Here is a 23,924-nt window from a genome sequence, read left to right on the forward strand (position 1 = left end):
GCGGACGGGGCAGCGGATCGGCGAAAGTCAGACCAATGGCACGTAAGGATCGGGGAAGCCGAGAGACTGCATGATATCCGTCTCGATGGATTCCATCTCTTGCGCTTCGCTTTCGACCTCGTGGTCGTAGCCCTGCGCATGCAGCGTGCCGTGCACGATCAGATGCGCGTAGTGCGCGGCGAGCGGCTTGCCTTGCTCGCTCGCCTCGCGTTCGACCACCGGACAGCACAGAATCAGATCGCCGGAAACGGGATCGTCTTCGGATTCGGCATACGCGAAGGTCAGCACGTTGGTCGCGTAATCCTTCTGCCGATACGTGCGATTCAGCATGCGGCCTTCTTCTTCGTCGACGAAGCGGACAGTCAATTCGGCGTCCGCAAAGAGCGACGCCTTGATCCAGCGGGCGACCGTCGCGCGCGGCAACAGCGCCTTGTGCGACGGAAACGCCTTTGCAGCCGGGAACTGCAGGTTCAGCGTGAGGCTCGGCTTCATGCAGGTTTTTGCGACTGCTGCGCCGCGCGCGCTGCCTCCGCGAGGGCGGCGTCTTTCTGCGACTGCGCGTCGTAAGCCTCGACGATGCGCGCGACGAGCGGATGCCGCACCACGTCCGCCGACGTGAAATGCGTGATAGCGATGCCGCGCACTTCCGACAGCACATGCTGCGCTTCGATCAGCCCGCTCTTGTGGCCGCGCGGCAGGTCGACCTGCGTCGTGTCGCCGGTCACGACCGCCTTCGAGCCGAAGCCGATACGCGTGAGGAACATCTTCATCTGCTCGGGCGTGGTGTTCTGCGCCTCGTCGAGGATGATGAACGCGTGGTTCAGCGTGCGGCCGCGCATGTAGGCGAGCGGCGCGATTTCGATCATCTGGCGCTCGAACATCTTCGCGGTCTTGTCGAAGCCGAGCAGATCGTAGAGCGCGTCGTAGAGCGGGCGCAAGTACGGATCGACCTTCTGCGCGAGATCGCCGGGCAGAAAGCCGAGCCGCTCGCCTGCCTCGACGGCCGGGCGCGTCAGCACGATGCGCTTGACCTGATCGCGCTCCAGCGCATCCACGGCGCAGGCGACGGCGAGATACGTCTTGCCCGTACCCGCCGGCCCGATGCCGAACGTCACGTCGTGCGCGACGATCTGCTTCAGATACTGGCGCTGCATGGGCGTTCGGCCACGCAGGTCGGCGCGGCGCGTGTACAGCGTCGGGCCATGGTCTTCGTCCTCGCCGAGATCCATCGTGGCGCTCGGCTCGTCGAACGGGTGATCGGGGTCGCCGCGGAAGCGCGGGTCGTTCTGACCGTCGTCTTCGCCGTTCTGGCCGGCGTCTTTCGCTAGCCGCGCCGCATGGCTCGCCTCGACGAGCGCGAGTTGAATATCGTCGACGGAAATCGGATCGCGCGCGCGGTTGTAGAAGTTTTCGAGCGCCGCAAGCGCGACTTTGGCGCCCCGGCCACGAATTGAAATCTTGTGCCCGCGTCGCGACAGCGTCACGTCGAGCGCCTGTTCGATTTGTCTCAGATTTTCGTCGAGCGGGCCGCAGAGGTTCGCGAGCCGCGCGTTGTCTTCGCGCGGAGCGGTGAATTCGAGATGCTGCTGGGGAGCGTTCTTCAAGGCGGGGTGGGTGTCCTGTCCGGTCTCGTAGGATTAATTGGCAAGCTCGGGGGCGGCCGTCGCGGGTGCGAGCACGAGCGCGCCGCGCAGCGAATGCGGATACGCGTGATTGATCTCGACATCGATCATCTGGCCGATGAGTCGCGCATGCGAAGCGAGCGGCGCCGGGAAATTCACGACGCGATTGTTCGCCGTGCGTCCGGCGAGTTCGCTCGGATCCTTGCGCGACGGGCCTTCCACCAGAATGCGCTGCACCGTGCCGACCATCGAATTGCTGATTCTCACGACGTTTTCCTCGATCGTCGCCTGCAAGTGCTGCAAGCGCCTGAGCTTGACTTCGCGGGGCGTGTCGTCATGCAGGTTTGCAGCCGGCGTGCCTGGTCGCGGGCTGTAGATGAACGAGAAGCTTGTGTCGTAGCTCATTTCGTCGACGAGCGCCATCATCTTCGCAAAATCGTCCTCGGTTTCCCCGGGGAATCCGACAATAAAGTCCGTCGACAGCGACAAATCCGGGCGAATTGCCCGCAGCCGGCGGATGACCGACTTGTATTCGAGCACGGTGTAGCCGCGTTTCATCGCCATCAGAATGCGGTCGGAGCCGTGCTGCACCGGCAAATGCAGATGCGAGACGAGCTTCGGCACCTTCGCGTAGGTGTCGATGAGGCGCTGCGTGAATTCCTTCGGGTGCGAAGTCGTGTACCGAATGCGTTCGATGCCCGGCACTTCCGCGACGTACTCGATGAGCGTCGCGAAGTCCGCGATCTCGTGCGCGCCGGCCGTCAACGCGCCCCGGTAGGCGTTCACGTTCTGGCCGAGGAGCGTCACTTCGCGCACGCCCTGATCGGCGAGGCCGGCGATTTCGGTCAGCACGTCGTCGAGCGGGCGCGACACTTCCTCGCCGCGCGTGTAAGGCACGACGCAATAGCTGCAGTATTTGCTGCACCCTTCCATGATCGAGACGAACGCGCTCGGGCCCTCGACGCGCGCCGGCGGCAGATGATCGAACTTTTCGATTTCCGGAAAGCTGATGTCGACTTGCGCGCGGCCCGTGGCGCGCCGCTTGTCGATCATGGCCGGCAAGCGATGCAGCGTCTGCGGTCCGAAGACGATATCGACGTAAGGCGCACGCGCCACGATCGACGCGCCTTCCTGGCTCGCGACACAACCGCCGACGCCGATCAGTAGGTTCGGATTCGCTTCCTTCAGCTCGCGCACGCGGCCGAGGTCAGAGAACACTTTTTCCTGCGCCTTCTCGCGCACGGAGCACGTATTGAAGAGAATGACGTCCGCGTCTTCGGGCGTGTCCGTCTTGACAAGTCCTTCTGCGGCACCGAGCACGTCGACCATTTTGTCGGAGTCGTACTCGTTCATCTGGCAGCCGAAGGTCTTTACGTAAACTTTCTTGGTCATGAATGGTCGCCGGTCGCAGTGGTTAACCTGGGGGCGTAGTGAGAACAGTGGAATTGAACGGTTTTGCGCGAAACTGCGCTACTTTCGCTTGACGTTAGCCGCATATTATAGCCCGCAGCGCCTTCGGACGCTCGCCGGCCGGTAGAGCGATGCCGCACTGCGGTTGGGCGGTCGGCTCCCATCAGGCATCCGCCCAGGCCTTGGCCGCGGCTACCGCGCGCCGCCATCCGGCAAGACGCGGCTCGACGTCGGACGCCGGCATGGACCGCGTGAACCGCCGGTCCAACTGCCATTGCGCTTTCAGTTCATCGACATCCTTCCAGTAGCCCACCGCGAGCCCGGCGAGATAGGCTGCGCCGAGCGCGGTGGTTTCCGCGACGCGCGGGCGCACCGTATCGACACCCAGCATGTCGGCCTGGAACTGCATCAGCAAGTCGTTGGCGCACGCGCCCCCGTCCACACGTAACTGCGCGATGGGCATGCCCGAGTCCGCTTCCATGGCTCGCAACACGTCGAGCGACTGATACGCGATGGATTCGAGCGCCGCCCGCGCGATGTGGCTCGACGTGGTCCCGCGCGTGACGCCGAACAACGTTCCGCGCGCACGCGCGTTCCAGTGCGGCGCACCGAGCCCGGCGAAGGCCGGGACGAGATACACGCCGTCGCTGTCGGGCACGGCGCGCGCCAGCGCTTCGACCTCGCTCGCGTGTCGGATGAGCCCGAGTCCGTCGCGCAGCCATTGCACGACTGCGCCGGCGATAAAGATGCTGCCTTCGAGCGCGTAGTCGACGCGATCCCCGATCTGCCACGCAATCGTCGTCACGAGGTTGTTGCGCGACTCGATCGGTTTGTCGCCCGTGTTCATGACGAGGAAGCAGCCCGTGCCGTACGTGTTCTTCACCATGCCGCTTTCGGTACACATCTGGCCGAAGAGCGCGGCGTGCTGGTCGCCCGCGATTGACGCAATCGGGATTTCGGCGGCGAGAAAGCTGCCGTGCGTCGTTCCGTACACCTCCGACGAGGCGCGCACTTCGGGAAGCATGCTGCGTGGAATGTCGAACGCGTCGAGCAGTTCCTCGTCCCAGCGGCGCGCGTGTATGTCGAAGAGCATGGTGCGCGACGCGTTCGTGATATCGGTGATGTGCATGCCCCGGCGCGTGAAGTTCCAGACGAGCCAGCTGTCCACGGTTCCGAACGCGAGCCGTCCCTGCCGGGCTTTGTCCCGCGCGCCTTCGACGTTATCCAGAATCCAGCGGATTTTCGTCGCGGAGAAATAGGCGTCGATAGGCAGGCCGGTCTTCGCGCGAACCATTGGCTCGAGGCCGCGCGCCTTGAGTTCATCGCATAGCGCGGCGGTGCGGCGGTCCTGCCAGACGATCGCGTTGTAGACCGGCTTGCCGGTCTCGCGATCCCACACGATGGTGGTCTCGCGCTGGTTGGTGATACCCAGCGCCGCGATCGACGATGCACTCAGTCCCGCGCGCGTCACGGCTTCGGCCGCGACGCCTGCCTGGGTCGACCAGATTTCCTGCGGATCGTGCTCGACCCAGCCGGCACGAGGATAGATCTGCTGAAACTCTTTCTGAGCGACGGACACGATATTCCCGCTCCTGTCGAACAGCATGGCGCGCGAGCTCGTCGTGCCCTGGTCGAGCGCAAGGACGATTTGATCCTGCATGGTCATCTCCGAGGTTGAGCGGGCATCGGCCATGCGAAGTCCGCATGCGCAATCTATAGGAGGCGCGGCACGTGGACAACCTGGCCGAACGGCATAGGCGAATTGGACGGTTCGTGCTCACCGTGATTCGGCCTATGCCATTTGGACGAGTGGCAAGGACGCGGCGATCGTCCGATACTGGCGGCTCAATCGAGCGATGGGTGACTGCAATGCGAAAGTGGATCGCGACGGGCACGGTTGCGGCAGCCGTATTGGCCGGCTGCGTAACGACGCCCAGTCTGGAGGGTTCGTTCGGCGCGCCGTCTTTCGGCGCGCTTCAGGACATGTGCGGGATGGCGTCCACGGATTGGGGCGCCGACGCGCAGTCCGTGTACTCGGCTTTCTTCGACGCGTACGTCGCCGAGCGGCGCGGCGCGCTGTCGAAAGATCGCTTCTGTTCGTTTCAGGCGGGGATCGCGGAACGGCATCGCGTGTATGTCGCGAACCCGGGTCCGGCGGCGCAGAGCGCATGGGCCAATTTTCTGCTGGATCAGCGCGCGCAGGCGCTGAGTTGGCGAGCGGCCGTCGATCCGACGTTGCGAGGAGGATAAAAAACCTGCGGGTGGGACGCGGTCGGCGGCACGCGTCCCGTTTGCTGCTACGAGAACCGCTTGAAGGCCTTGATGGTGGAATCGCCGGTTGCGGTCAGCCGCCATTGCTGTCTGCCGGAGGCGAGTTGTTCGAGCTGGACGAGCTGGCGTTCGAGCAGGGCGTCGAGTTCCTCGCGTTCCATGTCGACCTGATTGGGCGCTTCCTGAACCAAAAGCAGCGTGGCAAATTCGTGCGGACTCAGCATCGTGTTCTCCATGACGACCGAAACGCAAGACGGCCAACGGCGACCGGCTCCTGCCTTCGAAACGTTGCGCGGGAAAACTGCAACTGCCGGGCAGCCCGTGTATTTCTTCAATGCGCTGCCGGGAATTCGGATTGTAGGCAAGCGTCTGAGGAGTGCCAATCATACCGGTGAAAATTTCGGCTTTGACTTTTGGCAGCTGCGCAAGCGGTTGGTCAGAGACGCCGACTTACAGAATCTAGGTGAGGAGTGCGCTGCACTGCACACTGAAAGAGCGCGGCACCGACTCATGCCATTGTTTCATTAATCTATACGACAAATGAATTTGTTCCGACTTACAGTGGCAATGCAATATGCTTCTTTTGCCGCATCAACGAATTGACTTCTGGCGTGCCTTGCACGCGTATAGCCGCCCGTAACTCGGATTCCATTCATGAACCGCTTCAATTGGCAGAACCCGTATCCCACTCCGCGCCTTCCGGTGTTTGCGCGCAACATCGTTTCGACCTCGCATCCGCTCGCCGCGCAAGCCGGTCTGCGCATGCTATGGAAAGGCGGCAATGCCGTCGACGCGGCCATCGCGGCGGCGGCCGCCATCACTATCGTGGAACCGGTATCGAACGGTCTGGGCGGGGATGCGTTCGCGCTGGTCTGGGACGGCAGCAAGCTGCACGGGCTTAACGCGTCGGGCGTCGCGCCGGCGGCGTGGAACGTCGACTATTTCCGCCGCAAGTACGGCGAAGAAGACGGCCTGGCACGCCAGCCCAAGCGCGGATGGGACACCGTGACGGTCCCCGGCGTCATCGCCGGCTGGGAAGCGTTGCACGCAAAATTCGGATCGCTGCCGTTTGCCGATCTCATGGAGCCGGCCATAGAAATCGCGGAGCGCGGTCATGCGGTGGCGAGCATCGTCGCGTACAAGTGGGCGGCTGCCGTGCCTGAAATGAAAGATCAACCCGGCTTCGCGGATGTCTTCATGCCGCACGGCCGCGCGCCCGAAGTCAGCGAACTGGTGCGCATGCCGGGTCACGCGAATACGTTGCGCGCGCTCGCAGAACATGGCCCGCGCGCGTTCTACGAGGGCGAAGTCGCCGAACGCATCGCCGCGTTCGCTCGCGAGGGCGGCGGCGCAATGACGCTGGACGACCTCCGAAACTATCGCGCGGAGTGGGTGGAGCCGATCAGCAAGGATTATCGCGGCTACACGGTCCATGAGATTCCGCCGAACGGGCAGGGTATCGCGGCGCTCATCGCGCTCGGCATCCTCGACAAGTTCGATGTGAGTGCGCTGACGGTCGATCGAATCGAATCGCAGCATCTTCAGATCGAAGCGATGAAGCTCGCGTTCGCCGACGTCTATCGCTACGTTGCCGATCCGCGCTCGATGGAAGTCACGCCCGAGCAGATGCTGGATGACGCCTACCTCACCGAGCGCGCCAAGCTCATCGACCCGGCGCGAGCCACGCAGTTCGACTTCGGCATGCCGAAGGCGGGCGGCACCATCTATATGTCGGTGGCCGACGAGCGCGGCATGATGGTCAGCTTCATCCAGTCGAACTACATGGGCTTCGGCTCAGGCGTGGTCGTGCCGAACACCGGCATCTCGCTCCAGAACCGTGGCTGCGGTTTCTCGATGGACCCGAAATCGGCGAACGTCGTCGAGGGCGGCAAGCGCCCGTTCCATACGATCATTCCGGCATTCCTCACGCAGGCAATCGATGGCCGCCGCGACGCGGTGATGAGCTTCGGCGTCATGGGCGGGGACATGCAGCCGCAAGGGCATTTGCAGTCGATCGTGCGCATGCTCGACTACGGTCAACAGCCGCAGGCGGCTTGCGACGCGCCGCGCTGGAAGGTGAACCGCGATTTCACCATCGACATCGAAGCTACGCTCGATCTCGAGACGGCTCGCGCGCTCGAGGGCATGGGCCACACGATCAAGTCCGTCGACGATCCGTACATGGACTTCGGTTCCGGCCAGTACATCTGGAAGCTGGACCGCGACGATCCGGACCGCGGTTACGTTGCCGCAAGCGACAGCCGCCGCGACGGCCTCGCTGCCGGCTTCTAGCAACGCTTACGGCTGCCTGCGCTCACGCGCGAGACAGCCGGCCCTTCCCTGAGTTTTCGCCTTCGCACTGCGCCAAGCGCCGTGCGAACGGTGGCGCACGTCCGCAGCATTGCTGCATTGAGCCGAGAGCACGAGATGACGCAACACGGAAAGATCTTGAACGAAGCGGTGCACGAAACACCGGTTGCAGGCCGTCCTGCCGCTGCCCATGGCGTCGACGTTTCGCATCCGCCGGCCGCCACGCTGTCGAAGGCGATGGTTCGCCGCATCGTGTTTTCGTCGTCGGTCGGCAATGCGCTCGAATGGTTCGATTTCCTCGTCTACGGCTATTTCGCGGCGATCATCGCGAAGGCGTTCTTCCCATCGCATGACGAATGGCTTTCCACGATGCTCGCCATCGGCACCTTCGGGATCTCGTTCCTGATGCGTCCGCTGGGCGCGATCGTGCTCGGCATCTACGCCGATCGCAACGGCCGCAAGGCCGCGCTGACGCTCGCCATTCTGTTGATGATGATCGGCACGCTGACCATGGCGGCGATGCCGTCGTATCAGCACATCGGCATTGCCGCGCCGCTCCTGATCCTGCTCGCGCGGCTGATTCAGGGCTTCGCGGTGGGCGGTGAGTTCGGTAGCGCGACGGCCTTCATGGTGGAGCATAGCGAAGCGCGTCGCGGCTATTACGCGAGCTGGCAGTTCGCGAGTCAGGGGCTCGCCGCGATCATGGCCGCTGCTTTCGGCTCGCTCTTGACCGCGTGGCTGCCGCAACCGCAGCTCGAGTCGTGGGGCTGGCGCATTCCGTTCGTGTTCGGCCTGCTGATCGGGCCAGTCGGTTATTACATCCGCTCGCACCTCGACGAGACGCCGGAGTTCCTGGCGTCCCGGCCGGCGCGCACCGACGCTCGCGCGCCGGGCGTCTCGTTCTCGAATCAATGGATCAATCTGCTGCTGGCGGTCGGTATCGTCGCGCAATCGACGGTCGGCGTGTACGTGCTGCAACTCTACATGCCGATGTACGCCGTCAAGCAACTGCATCTGCCCGCGACGGCGTCGTTTGCCGTGGTCGTGCTCAACGGCGGGCTGCAGTTCATCTTCTCGCCGATCATGGGTGCGCTCTCGGACCGGTTCGGGCGCATTCGGATCATGCTCGGCACCTCGATCGTCATGGGCGTCTCGATCTATCCGATGTTCGCGTGGCTTCAGGCATCGCCGACGGTGCTCTCGCTCGTTGTGCTTCAGTCGGCGGCAGGCATCCTGAAAGCCGCGTATTCCGGTCCCATGCCTGCGCTCATGTCCGAGATTTTCCCAACGCGCGTGCGCTCGACCGGCTTGTCCATCGGCTATGCGCTCGGCGTGACGCTTTTCGGCGGATTTGCGCCGACCATCGTCGAGGCGTTCATTCACGTCACCGGCGATAAGCTCGCGCCCAGCTACTACGTGCTGCTCGCGGCAATGCTGTCGGGCGTTTCACTCGCGATCGTCGCGTGGCGCATGCGCGGCGGCGCGCGGCAGGCTGCGGCATAGCGACCGCTTTTCTCGATATGCGAACAACGGCGGCTTCGGTCGCCGTTGTGCATTTTGACGCCGCGCTTCCACGCCTCCGTCGTTTTCGGCACACTTCCTGCTCAGTGCTGCGCCACCCCAGCCGGGCATCGAGACGTAGAAAATTGACGCATGGCAAAGCGCGCACGGAACCGCGAAGCGCGGCGCAAGTCTGTCCCCATGTCTGCAAACTCGTTGCAGGACGGCTAAGATGAAAAAGCACAAGCCGCTATTTCTTTGATTTGAAGACGCTGGACGGCGTTCGCAGCGTCGTACGAACCTCGACCGTCTTTTTTGGCCGGTGGCGCGTTCAGTTCAGCCAGGGAGCGCGATACATGCATACAGATAGCACCCACGTGATGCCGTGGCGCATTGAAGATATCGATCTCAATCGGATCGACCGACAGAAGGCGGCGTCCAACGAACATCTGCTCTTGTTGCTCTGTGCCTGCTCGTTCATCGAGAGCGGCACGGATCTCTATACGAGCAACCTCAGCACCTACTTCCGCGACGATCCGGAAATCGCGGCGTGGCTCAACAACGAGTGGGAGCCGGAGGAAATGCAGCACGGCCGCGCGCTGAAAACCTACATCAACCACGTCTGGCCGGAGTTCGACTGGGACACGGCGTTCAAGAACTTCTTCGCCGAATATTCGCTCACGTGTTCGTACGAGCAGTTCGAGAAAAAGCGCGCGCTGGAGATGGTGGCGCGCTGTGTCATCGAGACAGGAACGGCCACGCTGTATCGGGCCATCAACGAATGCTCGGACGAGCCGGTGCTCAAGGAGATCACGGACAATATCCGGATCGACGAAGTGCGCCACTACAAGCATTTCTTCCGCTTCTTCAAGAAGTGGAACAAGATTGAAGGCAATGGCCGCCTGGCCGTGCTCGGCGCGCTGGTGCGCCGCGTGGCCGAGCTGAAGAGCGAGGACTCGGAGATCGCGCTGCGGCACGTCTTCGCCGTTCGATACCCCGAGCGCGTCAAGGATTCGACCTACAATCGCGCGCTCTTTGGACAGGTCAATGCGTTGGTTCGGCGGAATCTGTCGGCTGATCAGTGCATCAAGATGCTTCTGAAACCGCTCGATTTGCCGGCGCGCATCCAGCCGGGCGTTCATTATCCGCTCGCCAAGATCACGCAACTTTTCTTCCGCTAACGCTGTTGCGTGCAGCGGCCTCGCGCCGTTTCGCGCAACGAGCCTACGTCAATGACCGACTCCACCGCAGCGAAGACGCTGTCTTTGCAGACCGTCTTCGACGAATGGCCCTCCGATCTGCGCGCGTTGTTCGACGGTACGCTGACGGGCGCGCCGAGCGGCTTCACGGCGTCGCTGTCCGCCGTGGACGAGGGCGGGCGCATTCGCACCGCTCTCTTGAGCGCGGGCGAACTGCTCGCCCCGGACGCGCGTACGCTGTGTTTCGCGCTGTGGCCGTCGTCGCGAACCGCGCGGGCGATCGCATCGGGCGCGAGCGCAACGCTCGCTTTCGTGTTCGACGAGGCGTTCCATCAGGTGCAGATCGACGCGCGCCGCGTCGCGCTCGACGACGTGCCGCTCGCGTGCTTCGTCGGGACCATTGAAAGTGGGGAGATTCAGCGCGTGCCGTATGCGCGGCTGACAGGCGGCATTACGTTCGAACTGACGGACACCGAGCAAGTTATCTCGCGCTGGCGCGAGCAACTCGACTGGCTGAAGCAGGCGGCGAGCGCCGCTGCCTGATTGATTGTTGGTTGTTGCTTGTTGGTTGTTACTTGTCGGTTCTTTCGCGAGCCGCTCGCGTTGGCGGCTCGCTTTCGACATGACGTCGCCGACGCTCAGCGCCCGCGTCCGCCCGTGCGCATGCCGTCGCGGCGCGCGCCGCCGTTATCGTTGCGCGACTTGCCGCCGAGCAGCGCGCCGGGGTTGCCGGCTTTTGCGCGCGGTGCCGGCGCGTGGCCGGCTGCGTGCGCGGCTTCGGGACGGCGGGGCGCCGCCTTGACGCCCGCGTTGGCGTGGCCGGCCGGTTTGGCGCTGGCCGGCTTCGAGCCGCGGCCGTCGCGCTGACCCTGACCGCCGCCGTTGCCCGCTTTCGGCGCACGCGCCTGATCCTGCGACCCGCCATGCGCGCGTCCGCCTTCGCGCGGACCGCCGCGCCCCTGGCTGCGGCGCTGGATCGGCTCGGGTTTCGCGTTCGGGTCCGGCTCGAAACCGGCGATTACTTCTTGCGGAATCGGCCGCTTGATGAGGCGCTCGATGTCCTTCAGCAATTGCAGTTCGTCGACGCACACGAGCGACACCGCTTCGCCTTCCGCGCCCGCGCGGCCCGTGCGGCCGATGCGGTGCACGTAGTCTTCCGGCACGTTCGGCAGATCGAAATTGACGACGTGCGGCAGCTGGTCGATGTCGATGCCGCGCGCCGCGATATCGGTCGCGACGAGCACCTGCAACGTCTGATCCTTGAATTCGGCGAGCGCCCGCGTGCGCGCGGACTGGCTCTTGTTGCCGTGAATGGCGAGCGCGCTGATGCCGTCCTTCGTCAGTTGCTCGGCAAGACGGTTCGCGCCGTGCTTCGTGCGCGTGAAGACGAGCACCTGAAACCAGTCGTGCTGGCGAATCAGATGCGTGAGCAGCTCGCGCTTGCGATCACGGTCGACCGGGTGGATCTTCTGTTCGATGCGCTCGGCCGTCGTATTGCGGCGCGCGACTTCGATCAGCGCGGGCGAATCGAGCAGGCTGTCGGCGAGCGCCTTGATCTCGTCGGAGAACGTCGCCGAGAACAGCAGGTTCTGGCGCTTCTGCGGCAGACGCGCCAGCACGCGCTTGATGTCGTGGATGAAGCCCATGTCGAGCATGCGGTCGGCTTCGTCGAGCACGAGAATTTCGAGCTGCGAAACGTCGATGGTCTTCTGCTGCATGTGATCGAGCAGACGGCCCGGCGTCGCGACGACGATATCCACGCCACGGCGCAGCGCGTCGATTTGCGGATTGATGCCGACGCCGCCGAACATCACGGTCGAGCGCAGCTTCAGATACTTGCCGTAAGCGCGCACGCTTTCTTCGACCTGCGCCGCGAGTTCGCGAGTCGGCGTGAGAATCAGCGCGCGCACCGGGCGCTTGCTGCCGGCCGCGGCCGGTGCCATTTGCGAGAGACGTTGCAGGATGGGCAGCGTGAAGCCCGCCGTCTTGCCGGTGCCGGTTTGCGCGCCGGCGAGCAGATCGCCGCCCTTCAGGACGGCCGGGATCGCCTGAAGCTGGATAGGAGTGGGATTCGTGTAGCCGAGTTCGTTGACTGCGCGAAGGAGAGGTTCTGACAGACCGAGTGAATCAAAAGACATAAATAGATGTTCGAATCGTTGTGGCGAACGGCGCGCAGGCGGCTGATATCAGCGGCGATGATGTACGACGCTCGCGATGAATCGGGCGGCGGCCTTGGTGCGCGGTCTCGGACCGCCTGGCTGTGCCGCAAGGTTCGACGCGCTATCAAGACACGCCGGCTGGCTGTAAGTTGCATCGCGTTGCTTCGCGATGCGGGCGCTTTGCCCCGTTCAAGGCTCACGCGACATAGCGCGCGACGCTCACGAACTGACATAGACTGCCCGCCAGCACGAACAGATGCCAGATACCGTGGCCGTGCCGGATGCGCTCGTCGTTGATGAAAAACCAGATGCCGGCGGTATAGATCAGACCGCCTGCCACCAGCCACGCAGTGCCTGCGGGCGGCAGCGCCGTCAAGAGCGGATGAACGGCTACGAGCGCGAGCCAGCCCATCAACACGTACAGCACCATCGAAACGCTGCGGGTTCTTCGCCCGAGCGTGAGTTCCTGCGTGATGCCGAGCACAGCAAGGCCCCAGCTCACGCCAAACAGCGACCAGCCCCACGGGCCGCGCAAGGTCACCAGTGTATAGGGTGTGTAGCTGCCGGCTATCAACAAGTAGATGGCCGAGTGGTCGCACTTTTGCAAGACCGCTTTCATGCGCGGCGTGCGGGCACAGTGGTACAGCGTCGAGATCAGGTACAGCGTGCACAGCATGGCGCCGTAGATCGCGAAGCTCACGACCTTGTAGGCGTCGCCATCGAGCGCGCCCATCGTGACGAGCGTCGCGAGTCCCGCGACGGACAAAACGACGCCGATCAGATGGCTGATGCTGTTGAAACGCTCGCCTGCGTGCATGACTGGTCCACCAAAGACAAAAGGCGCAGCCCCAACATGAAGGCTGCGCCCACTACGTATTGTACTGTCTCGCGCGAATGTCAGTCGAGCGGCGCCGAACGCAGGTTGCTCACCTGTTGCGGCGACACCGGCGTGCCGTGGTTGCCCCACGACATACGGATGTACGTCACGACCGCGGCCACTTCCGTATCCGACAGCGACTGCGCGAACGGCGGCATGCCGTGCGGCATCGGATTGCCGTCCGTGCTCGGCGGATAGCCGCCGTTGAGCGTCATGCGGATCGGGTTGACGGCCGACGGCATCTGGATCGACTGATTGTTCGCGAGCGGCGGGTAAGCGGGCGGCTTGCCGAGACCGTTTTCCGCGTGACACTTCGCGCAGTTCTCGGTGTAGACCTTCTTGCCCATGGTCAGCAGCTCGCCGCCGAACTTCTCGGACGTTTCCAGCTGCAGCGGTTCCGGCGCTTCCTTCTTCTGCGGGATCGACTTGAGATACGTCGAGATCGCGTTGATGTCCGCGTCGGTCATGTACTGCAGACTGTTGTGGACCACTTCGGCCATCGGGCCGAACACCGCGCCGCGCTGCGACACGCCGGTCTTCAACAGGTCGTTGATGTCCTTGATGTCCCAGTCGCCGAGACCGGCTTCCTTGTTCGACGTGAGCGACGGCGCGTACCAGTTCTGCAGCGGAATCAGGCCGCCCGCGAACGCGGCGGAGTTGACCGGGCCGCCCATTGCGTTGATCGACGTATGGCACATGCCGCAGTGGCCGAGGCCTTCCACGAGATACGCGCCGCGGTTCCATTCCACCGATTTGGTCGGGTCCGGCTTGTACTCGCCTTCGCTGAAGAACAGCGTGCGCCAGCCGATCAGCAGATTGCGGTTGTTGAACGGGAAGCGCAGTTCATGCGGACGGCTCGGCTCGGAAACCGGCGGGACCGAACGCAGGTAGGCGTAGATCGCGTCCGAGTCGGCGCGCGTCACCTTCGTGTAGCTCGTGAACGGGAAGCCGGGGTACAGCAGGCTGCCGTCCTTCGAGCGGCCAGTGTGCATCGCGCGATAGAAGTCGTCGGAGGTCCACTTGCCGATGCCGTACTTGTCGTCCGGCGTGATGTTCGGCGTGAACATGGTGCCGAAGGGCGTCGCCATGGGCAGGCCGCCCGCAAACTGCTTGCCGCCGCGCACCGTGTGGCACGCGATACAGTCGCCGGCGCGGGCGAGATATTCGCCGTGCTTGACGAGCGCGGCCTGGTCCGCCGGAGTCGCCGCGACCGCGCCGCCCGAATGGAGGTTGTCGCCGCCCGACCAGAGGACGGCGCCGGCTGCGACGGCTGCCACCACGACAGCCGAGGAAAGTGCGAACAGGGACTTGCGTTTCATTGTGTTGTCGCTCCAGACGCCTTATTGCGGTTCGCTGCCGCAGACGAGCGGCATCTTCAACGAGCCAGCGGGCGCGGGCACCGGGTTGGCGGGTGCGGTTTGCGTGGAGAGCCATGCGGCGACGGCGGTCACGTCGTCATCCGACAGGCGCGAAGCGATCTGCTGCATGCAGTCGGGCGCCTTCGCGTGGCGCGTGCCCGACTTCCATGCGCCGACCTGCGCGCTGATGTAGTCCGAATGCAGGCCGACGAGACCCGGGATGGCCGGCTGCATGCCGGTCAGCGCCTTGCCGTGACATGCCGCGCAGGCGGGAATGTTCTTCGACGGATCGCCGTTCAGCACGATCTGCGAGCCGCGCGCGAGCGTCGTGCCCGAGACATTCGTCTTCGCGGGCGGCGGATACGGCGGACGCTGCTGCGAGAAGTAATTCGCGATCTGATGAAGGTAGTCGTCCGAGAGATACGTGACGAGGTAGTTCATCGGCGGGTACTTGCGCCGCCCTTCGCGGAAGTTCTGGAGCTGGTTGTACAGGTAGTCGGCGGGCTTGCCGGCAAGACGCGGGAAATAGTCATTGTCCGTGCCTTCGCCGTGCACGCCGTGACATGCGGTGCAGCCTTGCACGCGAGCCGCCATGGTATCCGGCGCGATAGGCTGGTTTTGCGCCTGGGCGAGCGCCTGGCCCGCGCTGAGAACGCCGGCGCTGCCGATCAGTGCCAAGGCGAGCAGCGGACGGAAAATGCGTCTTGAAAACACGCGACACTCCATGAAATTCGGGGACCTGCCGAGCTTCGTGCGGCTCGGTGCGAAGGTGGCGAACCACGGCCACGCGTAGGGTGGCGGAGGGTGGCGGACCACAGCCACAGCGGCTCGATGAGCCTCTGATGCGACGCGGAATTCTATCATCGAAGCCTGATGGTGACTATTTGACACAACTTTTCGGGCGCTCTGAGGCGGAATCGCGACAAAATGCCGCGCGACAGACAAGAACTTTGACATTGCATTGAATTCGTTCCTAATCAACAAAGAATCGACACAGGCGTCTTACGCGTTGCGCCGAAGTCTGTAGCGTCCGATGCGATGCGCGCTCCGGTTTGCGCTTGTTCGTTTAGACTTCGCGAGCCGCTTTCTTGCCGACGCACCGATGACCCGCCCGGATCTCCTCACAGCAATTCCCGTTCACGCCTCGATGACCGCCGCATCATGACCGGCGATTCGTTGCCGTTCTTGCAGATGGTGTTCGCCGCGCTATCGGATGTGGCGTTCGCGTGCGCGCTCGGCGGGATGCTGTTGGGCGCGTGGCTGTCTCGCGAACGCGTGGCTGCGGCGGTGTCGCCGGCGCAGCGCGGCTGGCGGCGCGCATCGCATGTGGGCATGGCGGCGGCGCTCGCGTTCGTGCTGTGCGGCTTCGTTTCGCTGTGGCTGGAGTCGGCCGCGATGAGCGGCACGTCGATCGCCGATGCGGGTTCGTCGCTCTGGCTCGTCGCGACGGCGACGCACGCGGGCATCGGCTGGGCGGTGTCGGTCGCGGGCGGCGTGTTGCTCGCGCTCGCCATGGCGACGAGCCGTCCGTTGGGTTCTGCCCGCGTGGCCGTCGCCGTGCTTGGCGCGTTGATCGCGGCATCGGGGAAAGCGGCGATCGGCCATGCCGCCGATGCGGGCGCGTTTTCCATCGCGGAAGGCGTGCAATGTCTGCATTTGCTCGCGACAGGCGTGTGGGGCGGTGTCGTGATCGCGGGCGCGGTCGTCTTGCCCGCGCTCGATGCGTCGGCTGCGCGCGCTGCGTTGTTGCGCGTCGTCGCGCGCATGTCGAGCGTGGCGACGGTCGCGGTGGCGGTCGTCATCGCGACGGGGCTCTCCAACGCATGGCGCGGCACCGGCGGATCGGCTGAGGCGCTGACGCAAAGCGGCTGGGGTCACGCGCTGATCGTGAAACTCGCGTTCGTTGCGGCGGCGCTCTTGCTCGGCGCGCTCAACCGCTGGTCGGCGCTACCGCGCCTGCAACGTACGGCATCGACGACGGACGCGCATACGGTCATCAACCTGATGCGCGTCGAAGCGGTGCTGATGGTGGGCGTATTCGTGGCGGCGTCGGTGCTGTCGCACAGCTTGCCGGGTTTCGCGATGGGCGGTTGAGCGGGTTGGCGGTTTGAGCGCCGTCTCACTCGTAACCGAGCTTATGGCTCACGATAGGCGCGCAGAAGAGCGCGAGCGCGCATCCTGCCGCTTTGCCCTGAAGCTCGACAAAAGCGGTATGCGAATCCGCGACGAAGAGCACATCGAGGATCTGTGGCAAGCAGAACGCCACCGCGAGCACGATGAAACCGCGCGTCACCATCGAGATGCGCCAGCCATGCTGCGCGCCCAGCACCGCCGCGACCACGCGCGCCACGCCGAGCGCCACGAACGCGCCGACAGCAAGCTGCGCGCGGACGGTTTCATCGGGAAGGACGTGCCACATGGTCTTTCTCGCTCCTGGCTGACGGTTCACCCTAGTGTGCAAGAAGCTCGCCAGTTCGGTCTGTTCGTGACAGCGCTTACGGGCGGGCAGTACGGCGCAACGCAAACATCGAAAACAATCAGAACGTGTGCTCGGGACCGGGAAAGCTGCCGTCCTTCACCGCGTTCACGTAGGCTTCGACCGCCGCGAAAATGCTCGGCTGGCCCTGCATGAAATCCTTGACGAAGCGCGGACGCTTGCCGGGGAAAATGCCGAGCATGTCGTGCAGCACCAGCACTTGTCCCGAACAGTCGATGCCCGCGCCGATGCCGATGGTCGGAATCGCGAGTTGTTGCGTGACCTCGCGCGCGACGAGCGTCGGCACCGCTTCGATCACGAGCAGTTGCGCGCCCGCGTGCTGAAGCGCGAGCGCGTCGCGGCGCATTTGTTCCGCGGCCGCTTCGGACTTGCCCTGCACCTTGAAGCCGCCGAACGCATGCACCGACTGCGGCGTGAGCCCGACGTGGCCGCATACCGGAATCGAACGCTCGACGAGAAAGCGCACGGTATCCGCGAGCCACTCGCCGCCTTCGAGCTTCACCATGTGCGCGCCCGCGCGCATCAGCTTGACGGCATGCGCATACGCTTCTTCGCGCGATGCGATGGTGCCGAACGGCATGTCCGCGACGATCAGCGCGCTCCTGGTGCCGCGCGCAACGCAGGCCGTGTGATAGGCGATATCGTCCAGCGTCACCGGCAACGTCGTGCTGTGGCCTTGCAGGACGTTGCCGAGCGAATCGCCGATCAGCATGACATCGACGCCCGCGCGATCGAGCAGCGCCGCGAAGCTCGCGTCGTAGCACGTGAGCATCGCGATGCGCTCACCCGCCTCGCGCATGGCTTGCAGCTTCGGAACGGTGATCGTCGAGCGGCTGGTTTCCTGCAGATACGTCATGATGATTTCAGTTGAAATGGCGCGCGAGCATGAAGCATGAAGATGAAGTTCAAGCTCACACCGAGACGCCTTTGACAAAGAATTCCTTGCGCCCGCGCATGGTCTCGATCCGCTCGACGAGCAGTTCGAGATCGTCGTCCGATGCGACGGGGTTCAGATGCTCCGCATTCACGGTAAGCAGCGGCGTCGCGTCGTAGTGATAGAAGAAGTCGTTGTAAGCGTCGGCGAGCGCGCGCAAGTACGAGTCGGAGATTTGCAGTTCCATCGGCAGCGCGCGTTTCTGAATGCGCGAGAACAGCACTTCCGGGCTCGCCTGCAGATACACGACGAGATCCGGCGCAGGCGCACTCGCGCCGATGCGCGAGGCGATATCGCGGTACAGGTTGAACTCGTCGTCGGGCAGCGTGAGGCGCGCGAAGAGCTCGCTCTTTTGCGTGAGAAAGTCGGCGATGAGCGGCGTGTTCTGCGTGAGCATGTCGGCCACTTCCCGCGTTTGCGCGACGCGCTGCAACGCGAAACTCAGTTGCGTCGAGAGCGCGTGCCGCGTCGTGTCGCGATAGAAGCGTTCGAGAAACGGGTTGTCCTGCGGACGCTCGAACAGCGTGCGCATGGACCAGCGTTCCGCGAGCCGCGTGGCGAGCGTCGTCTTGCCGACGCCGATCGGCCCTTCGATCGCGATATAACGATGCGGCGGCCGCAACTGCGGCGCCGTGACGGTGAGAGGCGGATTGCTCATCGGCAATTGGTTTTGGTGGAGGCGGTGGAGGCGCTGGAGGCTTGCGCCGCTGCCGGCTGCGCGGCGGGCGCCGCGCACTGGCACAGGGCGACTTTCTCGATGCGCTGATCGGCGACGCCCGCGACGAACGCATCGGCCCGGCCGCGCTGCGGGATGATGAGATCGGGTTCGAGTTCGATGAGCGGCACGAGCACGAACGCGCGCTCGGTCATGCGCGGATGCGGCACGATGAGATCCATCTCGTCGATGCTGAACGCGCCGTACAGGAGGATATCGAGGTCGAGCGTGCGCGGCGCATTGCGATACGGCCGCTCCCGCCCGAACTGTTCTTCGATGAGATGGCACAGGCGCAGCAGCGCACGCGCGGGCAGCGTCGTTTCGAGCTTCACGACGCAATTGAAGTAATCGTCGCCGGACGCGTCGATGGGCGCGGTGCGATACAGGCTCGACTTGGCGAGCACCGTGATCGTGTGCTGCTGCGCGAGACACACGACTGCGTCTTTCAGCGTTTGGCGCGCATCGCCGAGATTCGCTCCGAGGCCGAGATAAGCAATCGTCATGGCAAAAGTCCTACGCGTAGGTCCTGGGCGAAGCGGCGAGGCATCCAAAACACATCGAAACGCCGGCACATTGCCCGGGTGCTAACCGTTATCCGCTACTTTAGCGAAAACCGGCCTTATTCGTTGTCCGCGTCTTCGTCTTTCCGCGTCGCGCCGGCTTCGTTCGTCAGGCGATGCGGTTCGGGCTCGCGCTCGCCGTCCGCTGCGCCGCGTTCCGCGCCTTCCGCAGACTCACTGGCTTTGCGCTTCGCATTGCTGCGCCGGCGACGCTTCTTCGGCGCTGCGCGCTCCTTGCCGCCTTGCGAGAGCAGGGCTTCGCGCGTGGCGTTATCGCCTTCGATGAAATCGGTCCACCATTGGCCGATGGCCGCATCCAGTTCGCCCGACTCGCAACGCAGCAGCAGGAAATCATAACCCGCTCGGAACCGCTGGTGTTCCAAGAGCTTCATCGCGCTGCGGCCGCGCTTTTCCAGCCGATGCTGCAAGCCCCAGATCTCGCGCATGTCGGCGGAATAACGCTTGTGAATGGCGAGTTTTTCCGTCTGCATGTCGAGGACATCGTCCATCGCGCGGTTCAGCGCCGGCACCGGATAATCGCCCGCGGCGGTGTACTTCTGCCAGCGCGTCTGCACGTCGTGCCACAAGAGCGTGGCGAACAGGAAGCTCGGCGAAACCGGCTTGCCCGCGCGCACGCGCTCGTCCGTGCTCGTGAGTGCGAGCGTCACGAACTTCTCGCCGTGCGGCTGTTCCAGTACGACATCCAGAAGCGGCAGCACGCCGTGATGCAGCCCTTCCTGACGCAAACGCGTGAGGCACGCGAGCGCGTGGCCGGACAGCAGCAGCTTCAGCATCTCGTCGAAGAGACGCGCGGCCGGCACGTTGTCCATCAGATCGGCGAGCTCCTTGATCGGCGCGCGCGTCGCTTCGTCGATCTCGAAGCCGAGCTTGGCCGCGAAGCGCACGACGCGCAGCATGCGCACCGGGTCTTCGCGATAACGCGTGGCCGGATCGCCGATCATGCGCAACAGGCGCGCGCGGATGTCGGCCATGCCGTCGTGATAATCCAGCACGGTTTGCGTCGCCGGATCGTAGTACATCGCGTTGATGGTGAAGTCGCGCCGCGTGGCGTCCTCGTGCTGCTCGCCCCACACGTTGTCGCGCAGCACCCGGCCGCTTGCGTCCACCGCGTGCGTTCGCATGTCGAGCTCGCCGCGCCGGTAGCGTCGTGGCGCTTCGGCGACGGGTTCCGGCGGCGCGTCGACGAGCGCGCGGAACGTGGACGTCTCGATGATCTCCTGCCCGAACTGGACGTGGACGATCTGAAACCGCCGCCCGATGATGCGCGCGCGGCGAAAGAGCCGCTGCACCTGATCGGGCGTGGCGTCGGTGGCGACGTCGAAATCTTTCGGCGCGACGCCGAGCAGCAGATCGCGCACCGCGCCGCCGACGATGAACGCGCGGTGCCCGGCCTGCTGCAAGCCTTCGGTCACGCGGATGGCGTTCCTGGAGATGAGCGACGGATCGATGCCGTGAATGTCCGACGACAGAATCACCGGCACATTCGGATCGCGCTTGACCGGCGCGGCGGCTTTCTTGCGCGGGGCACGCGTGCTCTTGCGGGCGGCTTTCGCTTCGGTGGCTTCGGTGGCTTCGGTGGCGGCGGTGGCTCCGGCAGCGGATGCGCCCGGCGTGTCGTTCGAGGCGCCTTCGCTGGATGCGGCGCTCTCTTGTCCGAACAGCTTGCGGATGAGTTTTTTAATCACGTGTATCGAAGAGGTTCAGGATGCGCCAGCCTTTGGCTTGCGCATGCGCGCGCAGGGTGTCGTCCGGATTCGTGGCGATGGGGTCCGTGACGCGCTCGAGCAGCGGGATGTCGTTATGCGAGTCGCTGTAGAAATAGCTGCGCTTGAAGTCGCCGAGCGTCTTGCCGAGCGACGCGAGCCATTCCTCCACGCGCACGATCTTGCCTTCGCGATAGCTCGGCGTGCCGCGCGGCCTGCCGGTGAACGCGCCTTGCGGATGATCGCCGACGGTTTCGACTTCGCAGGCAATCAGCGTGTCGATGCCGAACGCTTCCGCGATGGGCGCGGTGATGAACGCATTCGTCGCGGTCACGAGGCAGCACATATCGCCGTTGTCCTGATGCTCGCGCACGAGCGTGACCGCGGCCGGCACGATGCGCGGATTGATGACCTCGTGCATGAACTGCGCGTGCCAGTCGGCGAGCTGCTCACGCGAATACTTCGCGAGCGGCGCGAGCATCGCGTGCAGGTAAGCATTGATATCGAGCACGCCCGCCTTGTAATCGGCGTAGAAGGCGTCGTTCTGACGCGTGAATTCCGTCGCGTCGACGATGCCGAGCTTCACCATGAAGCGGCCCCATTCGTGGTCGCTGTCGGTGGGGATGAGCGTGTGGTCGAGATCGAAGAGGGCAAGGTTCATGGGAGCGCATTCTACTTGAAGCGGGTAGGAACGTTGTCCGGTGCGGCGTCGGCGTCGGGCGCGTCGGCAGGCGGGGCGGCGCGGTCCTCGCCGTTTGCGTCCTGCTGCGGCGTATCCGGCGCCACGGCCACGAGCGGCGTCGCGCGCCCGGTTTGCGAGAGCATCGAGCGCAACAGCGCGCGCGTGACTCTGCGCTTCTGTTCGAGCGAGAAGCGGTCGAGATCGTCGAAAAGCGCCATCAGGCTCGGCATGTCGCGGCGGAAATGCGTGAGCAGATAAGCGGGGACGTCTTCCGCCAGCACGATGCCGCGCTCGTGCGCCGCGTGTTTGAGAACCGACGCCTTCGCTTCGTCCGAAAGCGGCAGCAAATGAAACACGAGGCCCCAGCCGAGACGCGTGCGCAAGTCCTCGCGCACGGCGAGCGTCATCGGCGCGGCGTTGCCGGTGGCGACGAGCGCGCTCGCCGGATACGCGCGCACTTCGTTGAACAGGTTGAAGAGGGCGATCTGCTGCGCGGGCGAGAGGCGGTCGCAGTCGTCGACGGCATACAGCGCGACTTGCGGATCGAAGCCGAACGCATGCAACGCGCTCTGCGGACTCAAGTAACGCCCCCGGCTGCCCGCTTCATGAACGAGCGCGTGCAGCAGATGACTGCGCCCGCTGCCGGCCTCGCCCCAGACATAGAACGTGCGATCCGCGACGGGGCCGGACGCGAGCGCGCCTTCGAGCTCGCGCAACCGCGTGACCAGTTCGTGGTTGCCGGCGGCGAAGAAATTGTCGAAGGTGGCGGGCGGCGGCGTGCCCAAGTCGAGCGTCAGTTGGCGTTGCACGGGGATTGGATGTCGTCGGCTGGATGCTGCGTTCTCTCGAAAACAGGCGGCGTGTTCTCGCCGATGCGCCGGGAGCCGCCTGCGGCATGCCGCAGCGCGCGCAGGCGCGTTTCGTCGGCCGGGCCGTTCTGTCTCGAAAAGGCGCTGCCGCGCGGCGGGGTAAGCTGCCGGGCGACCGTCCTCGTATCATCATCGGGTAAAATCGCATTTTACCGACCTTCTCGCTCTCCCCCCATGAATCAACCGAAATCCGCCCCGGACACCCAAGGTTTGTCGTATCGCGATGCAGGTGTCGACATCGACGCGGGCGATGCGCTCGTCGACCGGATCAAGCCGTTTGCCAAGAAGACCTTGCGCGACGGCGTGCTGGGCGGAATCGGCGGATTCGGCGCGCTCTTCGAGGTGCCGAAGAAGTACAAGGAGCCGGTGCTCGTGTCGGGAACGGACGGCGTCGGCACCAAGCTGCGCCTCGCGTTCCAGCTGAACCGGCACGACACGGTCGGGCAGGATCTCGTCGCCATGAGTGTGAACGACATTCTGGTGCAGGGCGCCGAGCCGCTCTTCTTCCTCGATTATTTCGCGTGCGGCAAGCTCGACGTGGACACCGCGGCCGATGTGGTCAAGGGCATCGCGCAGGGCTGCGAATTCGCGGGCTGCGCGCTGATCGGCGGCGAGACGGCTGAAATGCCGGGCATGTACCCGGACGGCGAGTACGACCTCGCGGGCTTCGCGGTCGGCGCGGTGGAAAAGAGCAAGATCATCGACGGCAGCACCATCGCGCCGGGCGATGTGGTGCTCGGGCTGGCGTCGAGCGGCATTCACTCGAACGGCTATTCGCTCGTGCGCAAGATCATCGAGCGCGCGAATCCGGACCTGAACGCCGATTTCGACGGCCGCTCGCTCGCCGACGCGCTGATGGCGCCGACGCGCATCTACGTGAAGCCGCTGCTTTCCGCGATGCAGAGCATCACGGTGAAGGGCATGGCGCACATCACGGGCGGCGGGCTTGTCGAGAACATCCCGCGCGTGCTGCGCGAGGGTTTAACGGCGGAGCTGGACCATCGCGCGTGGCCGCTGCCGCCGCTTTTCGCGTGGCTGCAAAAGCACGGCGGCGTCGCGGATGCGGAAATGCATCGCGTATTCAATTGCGGGATCGGCATGGCGGTGATCGTCGCGGCGGAAGATGCCGATGCGGCGACGGGCCTGCTGTCGGCGGCGGGCGAACAGGTGTGGAAGATCGGCGTGGTGCGCGAGAGCCGTGAGGGCGAGGCGCAGACCGTCGTGGTTTGAATCGGCT

The 23,924-nt window shown here is 64.5% G+C and carries 24 protein-coding genes; 8 read left to right on the top strand and 16 right to left on the bottom strand.

Going from position 1 to position 23,924, the window contains the following annotated elements; all coding sequences use genetic code 11:
* Window positions 1–27 precede the first annotated feature (27 nt).
* From ybeY to glpK, 4 genes are all read right to left on the bottom strand, one after another.
* Window positions 28–492, bottom strand: coding sequence for an rRNA maturation RNase YbeY (ybeY, locus tag LDZ26_RS01955; protein ID WP_244847937.1), 465 nt, complete (start codon window positions 490–492; stop codon window positions 28–30).
* Complete coding sequence (locus LDZ26_RS01960; protein ID WP_244847938.1) at window positions 489–1,604, bottom strand: PhoH family protein; 1,116 nt, start codon at window positions 1,602–1,604, stop codon at window positions 489–491. The genes ybeY and LDZ26_RS01960 overlap by 4 nt, the downstream gene beginning before the upstream one ends.
* Before the next feature lie 33 nt (window positions 1,605–1,637).
* The gene (miaB, locus tag LDZ26_RS01965; RefSeq protein WP_244847939.1) at window positions 1,638–3,014 is read right to left on the bottom strand and encodes a tRNA (N6-isopentenyl adenosine(37)-C2)-methylthiotransferase MiaB; all 1,377 of its coding nucleotides are present in this window, start codon (window positions 3,012–3,014) and stop codon (window positions 1,638–1,640) included.
* Window positions 3,015–3,195: 181 nt separating this feature from the next.
* On the bottom strand, window positions 3,196–4,692 hold the full coding sequence (gene glpK / locus LDZ26_RS01970; RefSeq protein WP_244847940.1) for a glycerol kinase GlpK: 1,497 nt from the start codon (window positions 4,690–4,692) through the stop codon (window positions 3,196–3,198).
* A gap of 209 nt (window positions 4,693–4,901) precedes the next feature.
* Between glpK and LDZ26_RS01975 the strand changes: the two genes are divergently transcribed.
* On the top strand, window positions 4,902–5,282 hold the full coding sequence (locus tag LDZ26_RS01975) for a hypothetical protein (RefSeq protein ID WP_244848842.1): 381 nt from the start codon (window positions 4,902–4,904) through the stop codon (window positions 5,280–5,282).
* A 47-nt stretch (window positions 5,283–5,329) separates the two neighbouring features.
* Here LDZ26_RS01975 and LDZ26_RS01980 read toward each other — a convergent pair whose 3' ends face one another.
* Window positions 5,330–5,527, bottom strand: coding sequence for a hypothetical protein (locus LDZ26_RS01980; RefSeq protein ID WP_175940590.1), 198 nt, complete (start codon window positions 5,525–5,527; stop codon window positions 5,330–5,332).
* 10 nt (window positions 5,528–5,537) lie between these two features.
* On the opposite strand from LDZ26_RS01980, the gene LDZ26_RS01985 reads away from it, so the two are divergent.
* From LDZ26_RS01985 to LDZ26_RS02005, 5 genes are all read left to right on the top strand, one after another.
* Window positions 5,538–5,831 (top strand): hypothetical protein, encoded by a 294-nt coding sequence (locus tag LDZ26_RS01985; protein ID WP_244847941.1) that lies wholly within the window; start codon window positions 5,538–5,540, stop codon window positions 5,829–5,831.
* Window positions 5,832–5,957: 126 nt separating this feature from the next.
* Complete coding sequence (gene ggt, locus LDZ26_RS01990) at window positions 5,958–7,595, top strand: gamma-glutamyltransferase (protein WP_244847942.1); 1,638 nt, start codon at window positions 5,958–5,960, stop codon at window positions 7,593–7,595.
* A 255-nt stretch (window positions 7,596–7,850) separates the two neighbouring features.
* Window positions 7,851–9,116, top strand: a complete 1,266-nt coding sequence (locus LDZ26_RS01995; RefSeq protein ID WP_244848844.1) for an MFS transporter — start codon at window positions 7,851–7,853, stop codon at window positions 9,114–9,116.
* A 353-nt stretch (window positions 9,117–9,469) separates the two neighbouring features.
* The gene (locus tag LDZ26_RS02000) at window positions 9,470–10,294 is read left to right on the top strand and encodes a ferritin-like domain-containing protein (protein ID WP_244847943.1); all 825 of its coding nucleotides are present in this window, start codon (window positions 9,470–9,472) and stop codon (window positions 10,292–10,294) included.
* 51 nt (window positions 10,295–10,345) lie between these two features.
* On the top strand, window positions 10,346–10,855 hold the full coding sequence (locus LDZ26_RS02005) for a hypothetical protein (RefSeq protein ID WP_244847944.1): 510 nt from the start codon (window positions 10,346–10,348) through the stop codon (window positions 10,853–10,855).
* Between the two features lie 95 nt (window positions 10,856–10,950).
* On the opposite strand, the gene LDZ26_RS02010 is transcribed toward LDZ26_RS02005, so the two are convergent.
* From LDZ26_RS02010 to LDZ26_RS02025, 4 genes are all read right to left on the bottom strand, one after another.
* Window positions 10,951–12,450: a DEAD/DEAH box helicase gene (locus LDZ26_RS02010; protein ID WP_244847945.1), complete on the bottom strand. Its 1,500-nt coding sequence runs from the start codon at window positions 12,448–12,450 to the stop codon at window positions 10,951–10,953.
* A gap of 217 nt (window positions 12,451–12,667) precedes the next feature.
* Window positions 12,668–13,288 carry a hemolysin III family protein gene (locus LDZ26_RS02015; RefSeq protein ID WP_244847946.1) on the bottom strand — a complete coding sequence of 207 codons (621 nt, stop codon included), beginning with the start codon at window positions 13,286–13,288 and terminating at the stop codon, window positions 12,668–12,670.
* 80 nt (window positions 13,289–13,368) lie between these two features.
* Window positions 13,369–14,667 carry a cytochrome c gene (locus tag LDZ26_RS02020; protein WP_244847947.1) on the bottom strand — a complete coding sequence of 433 codons (1,299 nt, stop codon included), beginning with the start codon at window positions 14,665–14,667 and terminating at the stop codon, window positions 13,369–13,371.
* Between the two features lie 21 nt (window positions 14,668–14,688).
* Entirely contained in the window at window positions 14,689–15,432 is a 744-nt protein-coding gene (locus tag LDZ26_RS02025) for a cytochrome c (RefSeq protein WP_175940592.1), read from the bottom strand.
* Between the two features lie 435 nt (window positions 15,433–15,867).
* On the opposite strand from LDZ26_RS02025, the gene LDZ26_RS02030 reads away from it, so the two are divergent.
* Complete coding sequence (locus tag LDZ26_RS02030) at window positions 15,868–16,800, top strand: CopD family protein (protein ID WP_244847948.1); 933 nt, start codon at window positions 15,868–15,870, stop codon at window positions 16,798–16,800.
* A 25-nt stretch (window positions 16,801–16,825) separates the two neighbouring features.
* Here the strand turns inward: LDZ26_RS02030 and LDZ26_RS02035 are convergent, their stop codons facing one another.
* The 7 genes from LDZ26_RS02035 to hda form a co-directional block, all read right to left on the bottom strand.
* Window positions 16,826–17,125 carry a hypothetical protein gene (locus LDZ26_RS02035; protein WP_244847949.1) on the bottom strand — a complete coding sequence of 100 codons (300 nt, stop codon included), beginning with the start codon at window positions 17,123–17,125 and terminating at the stop codon, window positions 16,826–16,828.
* Between the two features lie 118 nt (window positions 17,126–17,243).
* A complete protein-coding gene (panB, locus tag LDZ26_RS02040) occupies window positions 17,244–18,059 on the bottom strand; it encodes a 3-methyl-2-oxobutanoate hydroxymethyltransferase (protein WP_244847950.1) in 816 nt (271 codons plus the stop codon).
* A 55-nt stretch (window positions 18,060–18,114) separates the two neighbouring features.
* A complete protein-coding gene (locus LDZ26_RS02045) occupies window positions 18,115–18,795 on the bottom strand; it encodes a deoxynucleoside kinase (RefSeq protein WP_244847951.1) in 681 nt (226 codons plus the stop codon).
* Window positions 18,792–19,355 (bottom strand): 2-amino-4-hydroxy-6-hydroxymethyldihydropteridine diphosphokinase, encoded by a 564-nt coding sequence (folK, locus tag LDZ26_RS02050; protein WP_244847952.1) that lies wholly within the window; start codon window positions 19,353–19,355, stop codon window positions 18,792–18,794. The genes LDZ26_RS02045 and folK overlap by 4 nt, the downstream gene beginning before the upstream one ends.
* Window positions 19,356–19,471: 116 nt before the next feature.
* Window positions 19,472–21,118: a polynucleotide adenylyltransferase PcnB gene (gene pcnB, locus LDZ26_RS02055; RefSeq protein WP_244847953.1), complete on the bottom strand. Its 1,647-nt coding sequence runs from the start codon at window positions 21,116–21,118 to the stop codon at window positions 19,472–19,474.
* On the bottom strand, window positions 21,111–21,797 hold the full coding sequence (locus LDZ26_RS02060) for an HAD family phosphatase (protein ID WP_244847954.1): 687 nt from the start codon (window positions 21,795–21,797) through the stop codon (window positions 21,111–21,113). The genes pcnB and LDZ26_RS02060 overlap by 8 nt, the downstream gene beginning before the upstream one ends.
* An 11-nt stretch (window positions 21,798–21,808) precedes the next feature.
* The gene (gene hda, locus LDZ26_RS02065; RefSeq protein ID WP_244847955.1) at window positions 21,809–22,627 is read right to left on the bottom strand and encodes a DnaA regulatory inactivator Hda; all 819 of its coding nucleotides are present in this window, start codon (window positions 22,625–22,627) and stop codon (window positions 21,809–21,811) included.
* Between the two features lie 234 nt (window positions 22,628–22,861).
* On the opposite strand from hda, the gene purM reads away from it, so the two are divergent.
* Complete coding sequence (gene purM, locus LDZ26_RS02070) at window positions 22,862–23,917, top strand: phosphoribosylformylglycinamidine cyclo-ligase (RefSeq protein ID WP_244847956.1); 1,056 nt, start codon at window positions 22,862–22,864, stop codon at window positions 23,915–23,917.
* The last annotated feature ends 7 nt before the right edge of the window (window positions 23,918–23,924 follow it).

It is taken from the genome of Caballeronia sp. SL2Y3 (genome assembly GCF_022879575.1).
GTDB lineage: Bacteria > Pseudomonadota > Gammaproteobacteria > Burkholderiales > Burkholderiaceae > Caballeronia.

What these genes read in the sequence shown, in the direction of transcription:
- LDZ26_RS02005 (WP_244847944.1), top strand. Translation starts at nt 10,346, where the DNA reads ATGACCGACTCCACCGCAGCGAAGACGCTGTCTTTGCAGACCGTCTTC.
- LDZ26_RS01980 (WP_175940590.1), bottom strand. Translation starts at nt 5,527, where the DNA reads ATGCTGAGTCCGCACGAATTTGCCACGCTGCTTTTGGTTCAGGAAGCG.
- LDZ26_RS01985 (WP_244847941.1), top strand. Translation starts at nt 5,538, where the DNA reads ATGACGACCGAAACGCAAGACGGCCAACGGCGACCGGCTCCTGCCTTC.
- purM (WP_244847956.1), top strand. Translation starts at nt 22,862, where the DNA reads ATGAATCAACCGAAATCCGCCCCGGACACCCAAGGTTTGTCGTATCGC.
- LDZ26_RS02025 (WP_175940592.1), bottom strand. Translation starts at nt 15,432, where the DNA reads ATGGAGTGTCGCGTGTTTTCAAGACGCATTTTCCGTCCGCTGCTCGCC.
- LDZ26_RS02015 (WP_244847946.1), bottom strand. Translation starts at nt 13,288, where the DNA reads ATGCACGCAGGCGAGCGTTTCAACAGCATCAGCCATCTGATCGGCGTC.
- LDZ26_RS02030 (WP_244847948.1), top strand. Translation starts at nt 15,868, where the DNA reads ATGACCGGCGATTCGTTGCCGTTCTTGCAGATGGTGTTCGCCGCGCTA.
- ggt (WP_244847942.1), top strand. Translation starts at nt 5,958, where the DNA reads ATGAACCGCTTCAATTGGCAGAACCCGTATCCCACTCCGCGCCTTCCG.
- folK (WP_244847952.1), bottom strand. Translation starts at nt 19,355, where the DNA reads ATGACGATTGCTTATCTCGGCCTCGGAGCGAATCTCGGCGATGCGCGC.
- panB (WP_244847950.1), bottom strand. Translation starts at nt 18,059, where the DNA reads ATGACGTATCTGCAGGAAACCAGCCGCTCGACGATCACCGTTCCGAAG.
- miaB (WP_244847939.1), bottom strand. Translation starts at nt 3,014, where the DNA reads ATGACCAAGAAAGTTTACGTAAAGACCTTCGGCTGCCAGATGAACGAG.
- LDZ26_RS02020 (WP_244847947.1), bottom strand. Translation starts at nt 14,667, where the DNA reads ATGAAACGCAAGTCCCTGTTCGCACTTTCCTCGGCTGTCGTGGTGGCA.
- glpK (WP_244847940.1), bottom strand. Translation starts at nt 4,692, where the DNA reads ATGCAGGATCAAATCGTCCTTGCGCTCGACCAGGGCACGACGAGCTCG.
- LDZ26_RS02035 (WP_244847949.1), bottom strand. Translation starts at nt 17,125, where the DNA reads ATGTGGCACGTCCTTCCCGATGAAACCGTCCGCGCGCAGCTTGCTGTC.
- LDZ26_RS01975 (WP_244848842.1), top strand. Translation starts at nt 4,902, where the DNA reads ATGCGAAAGTGGATCGCGACGGGCACGGTTGCGGCAGCCGTATTGGCC.
- LDZ26_RS01995 (WP_244848844.1), top strand. Translation starts at nt 7,851, where the DNA reads ATGGTTCGCCGCATCGTGTTTTCGTCGTCGGTCGGCAATGCGCTCGAA.
- LDZ26_RS02045 (WP_244847951.1), bottom strand. Translation starts at nt 18,795, where the DNA reads ATGAGCAATCCGCCTCTCACCGTCACGGCGCCGCAGTTGCGGCCGCCG.
- LDZ26_RS02010 (WP_244847945.1), bottom strand. Translation starts at nt 12,450, where the DNA reads ATGTCTTTTGATTCACTCGGTCTGTCAGAACCTCTCCTTCGCGCAGTC.
- ybeY (WP_244847937.1), bottom strand. Translation starts at nt 492, where the DNA reads ATGAAGCCGAGCCTCACGCTGAACCTGCAGTTCCCGGCTGCAAAGGCG.
- LDZ26_RS02000 (WP_244847943.1), top strand. Translation starts at nt 9,470, where the DNA reads ATGCATACAGATAGCACCCACGTGATGCCGTGGCGCATTGAAGATATC.
- LDZ26_RS02060 (WP_244847954.1), bottom strand. Translation starts at nt 21,797, where the DNA reads ATGAACCTTGCCCTCTTCGATCTCGACCACACGCTCATCCCCACCGAC.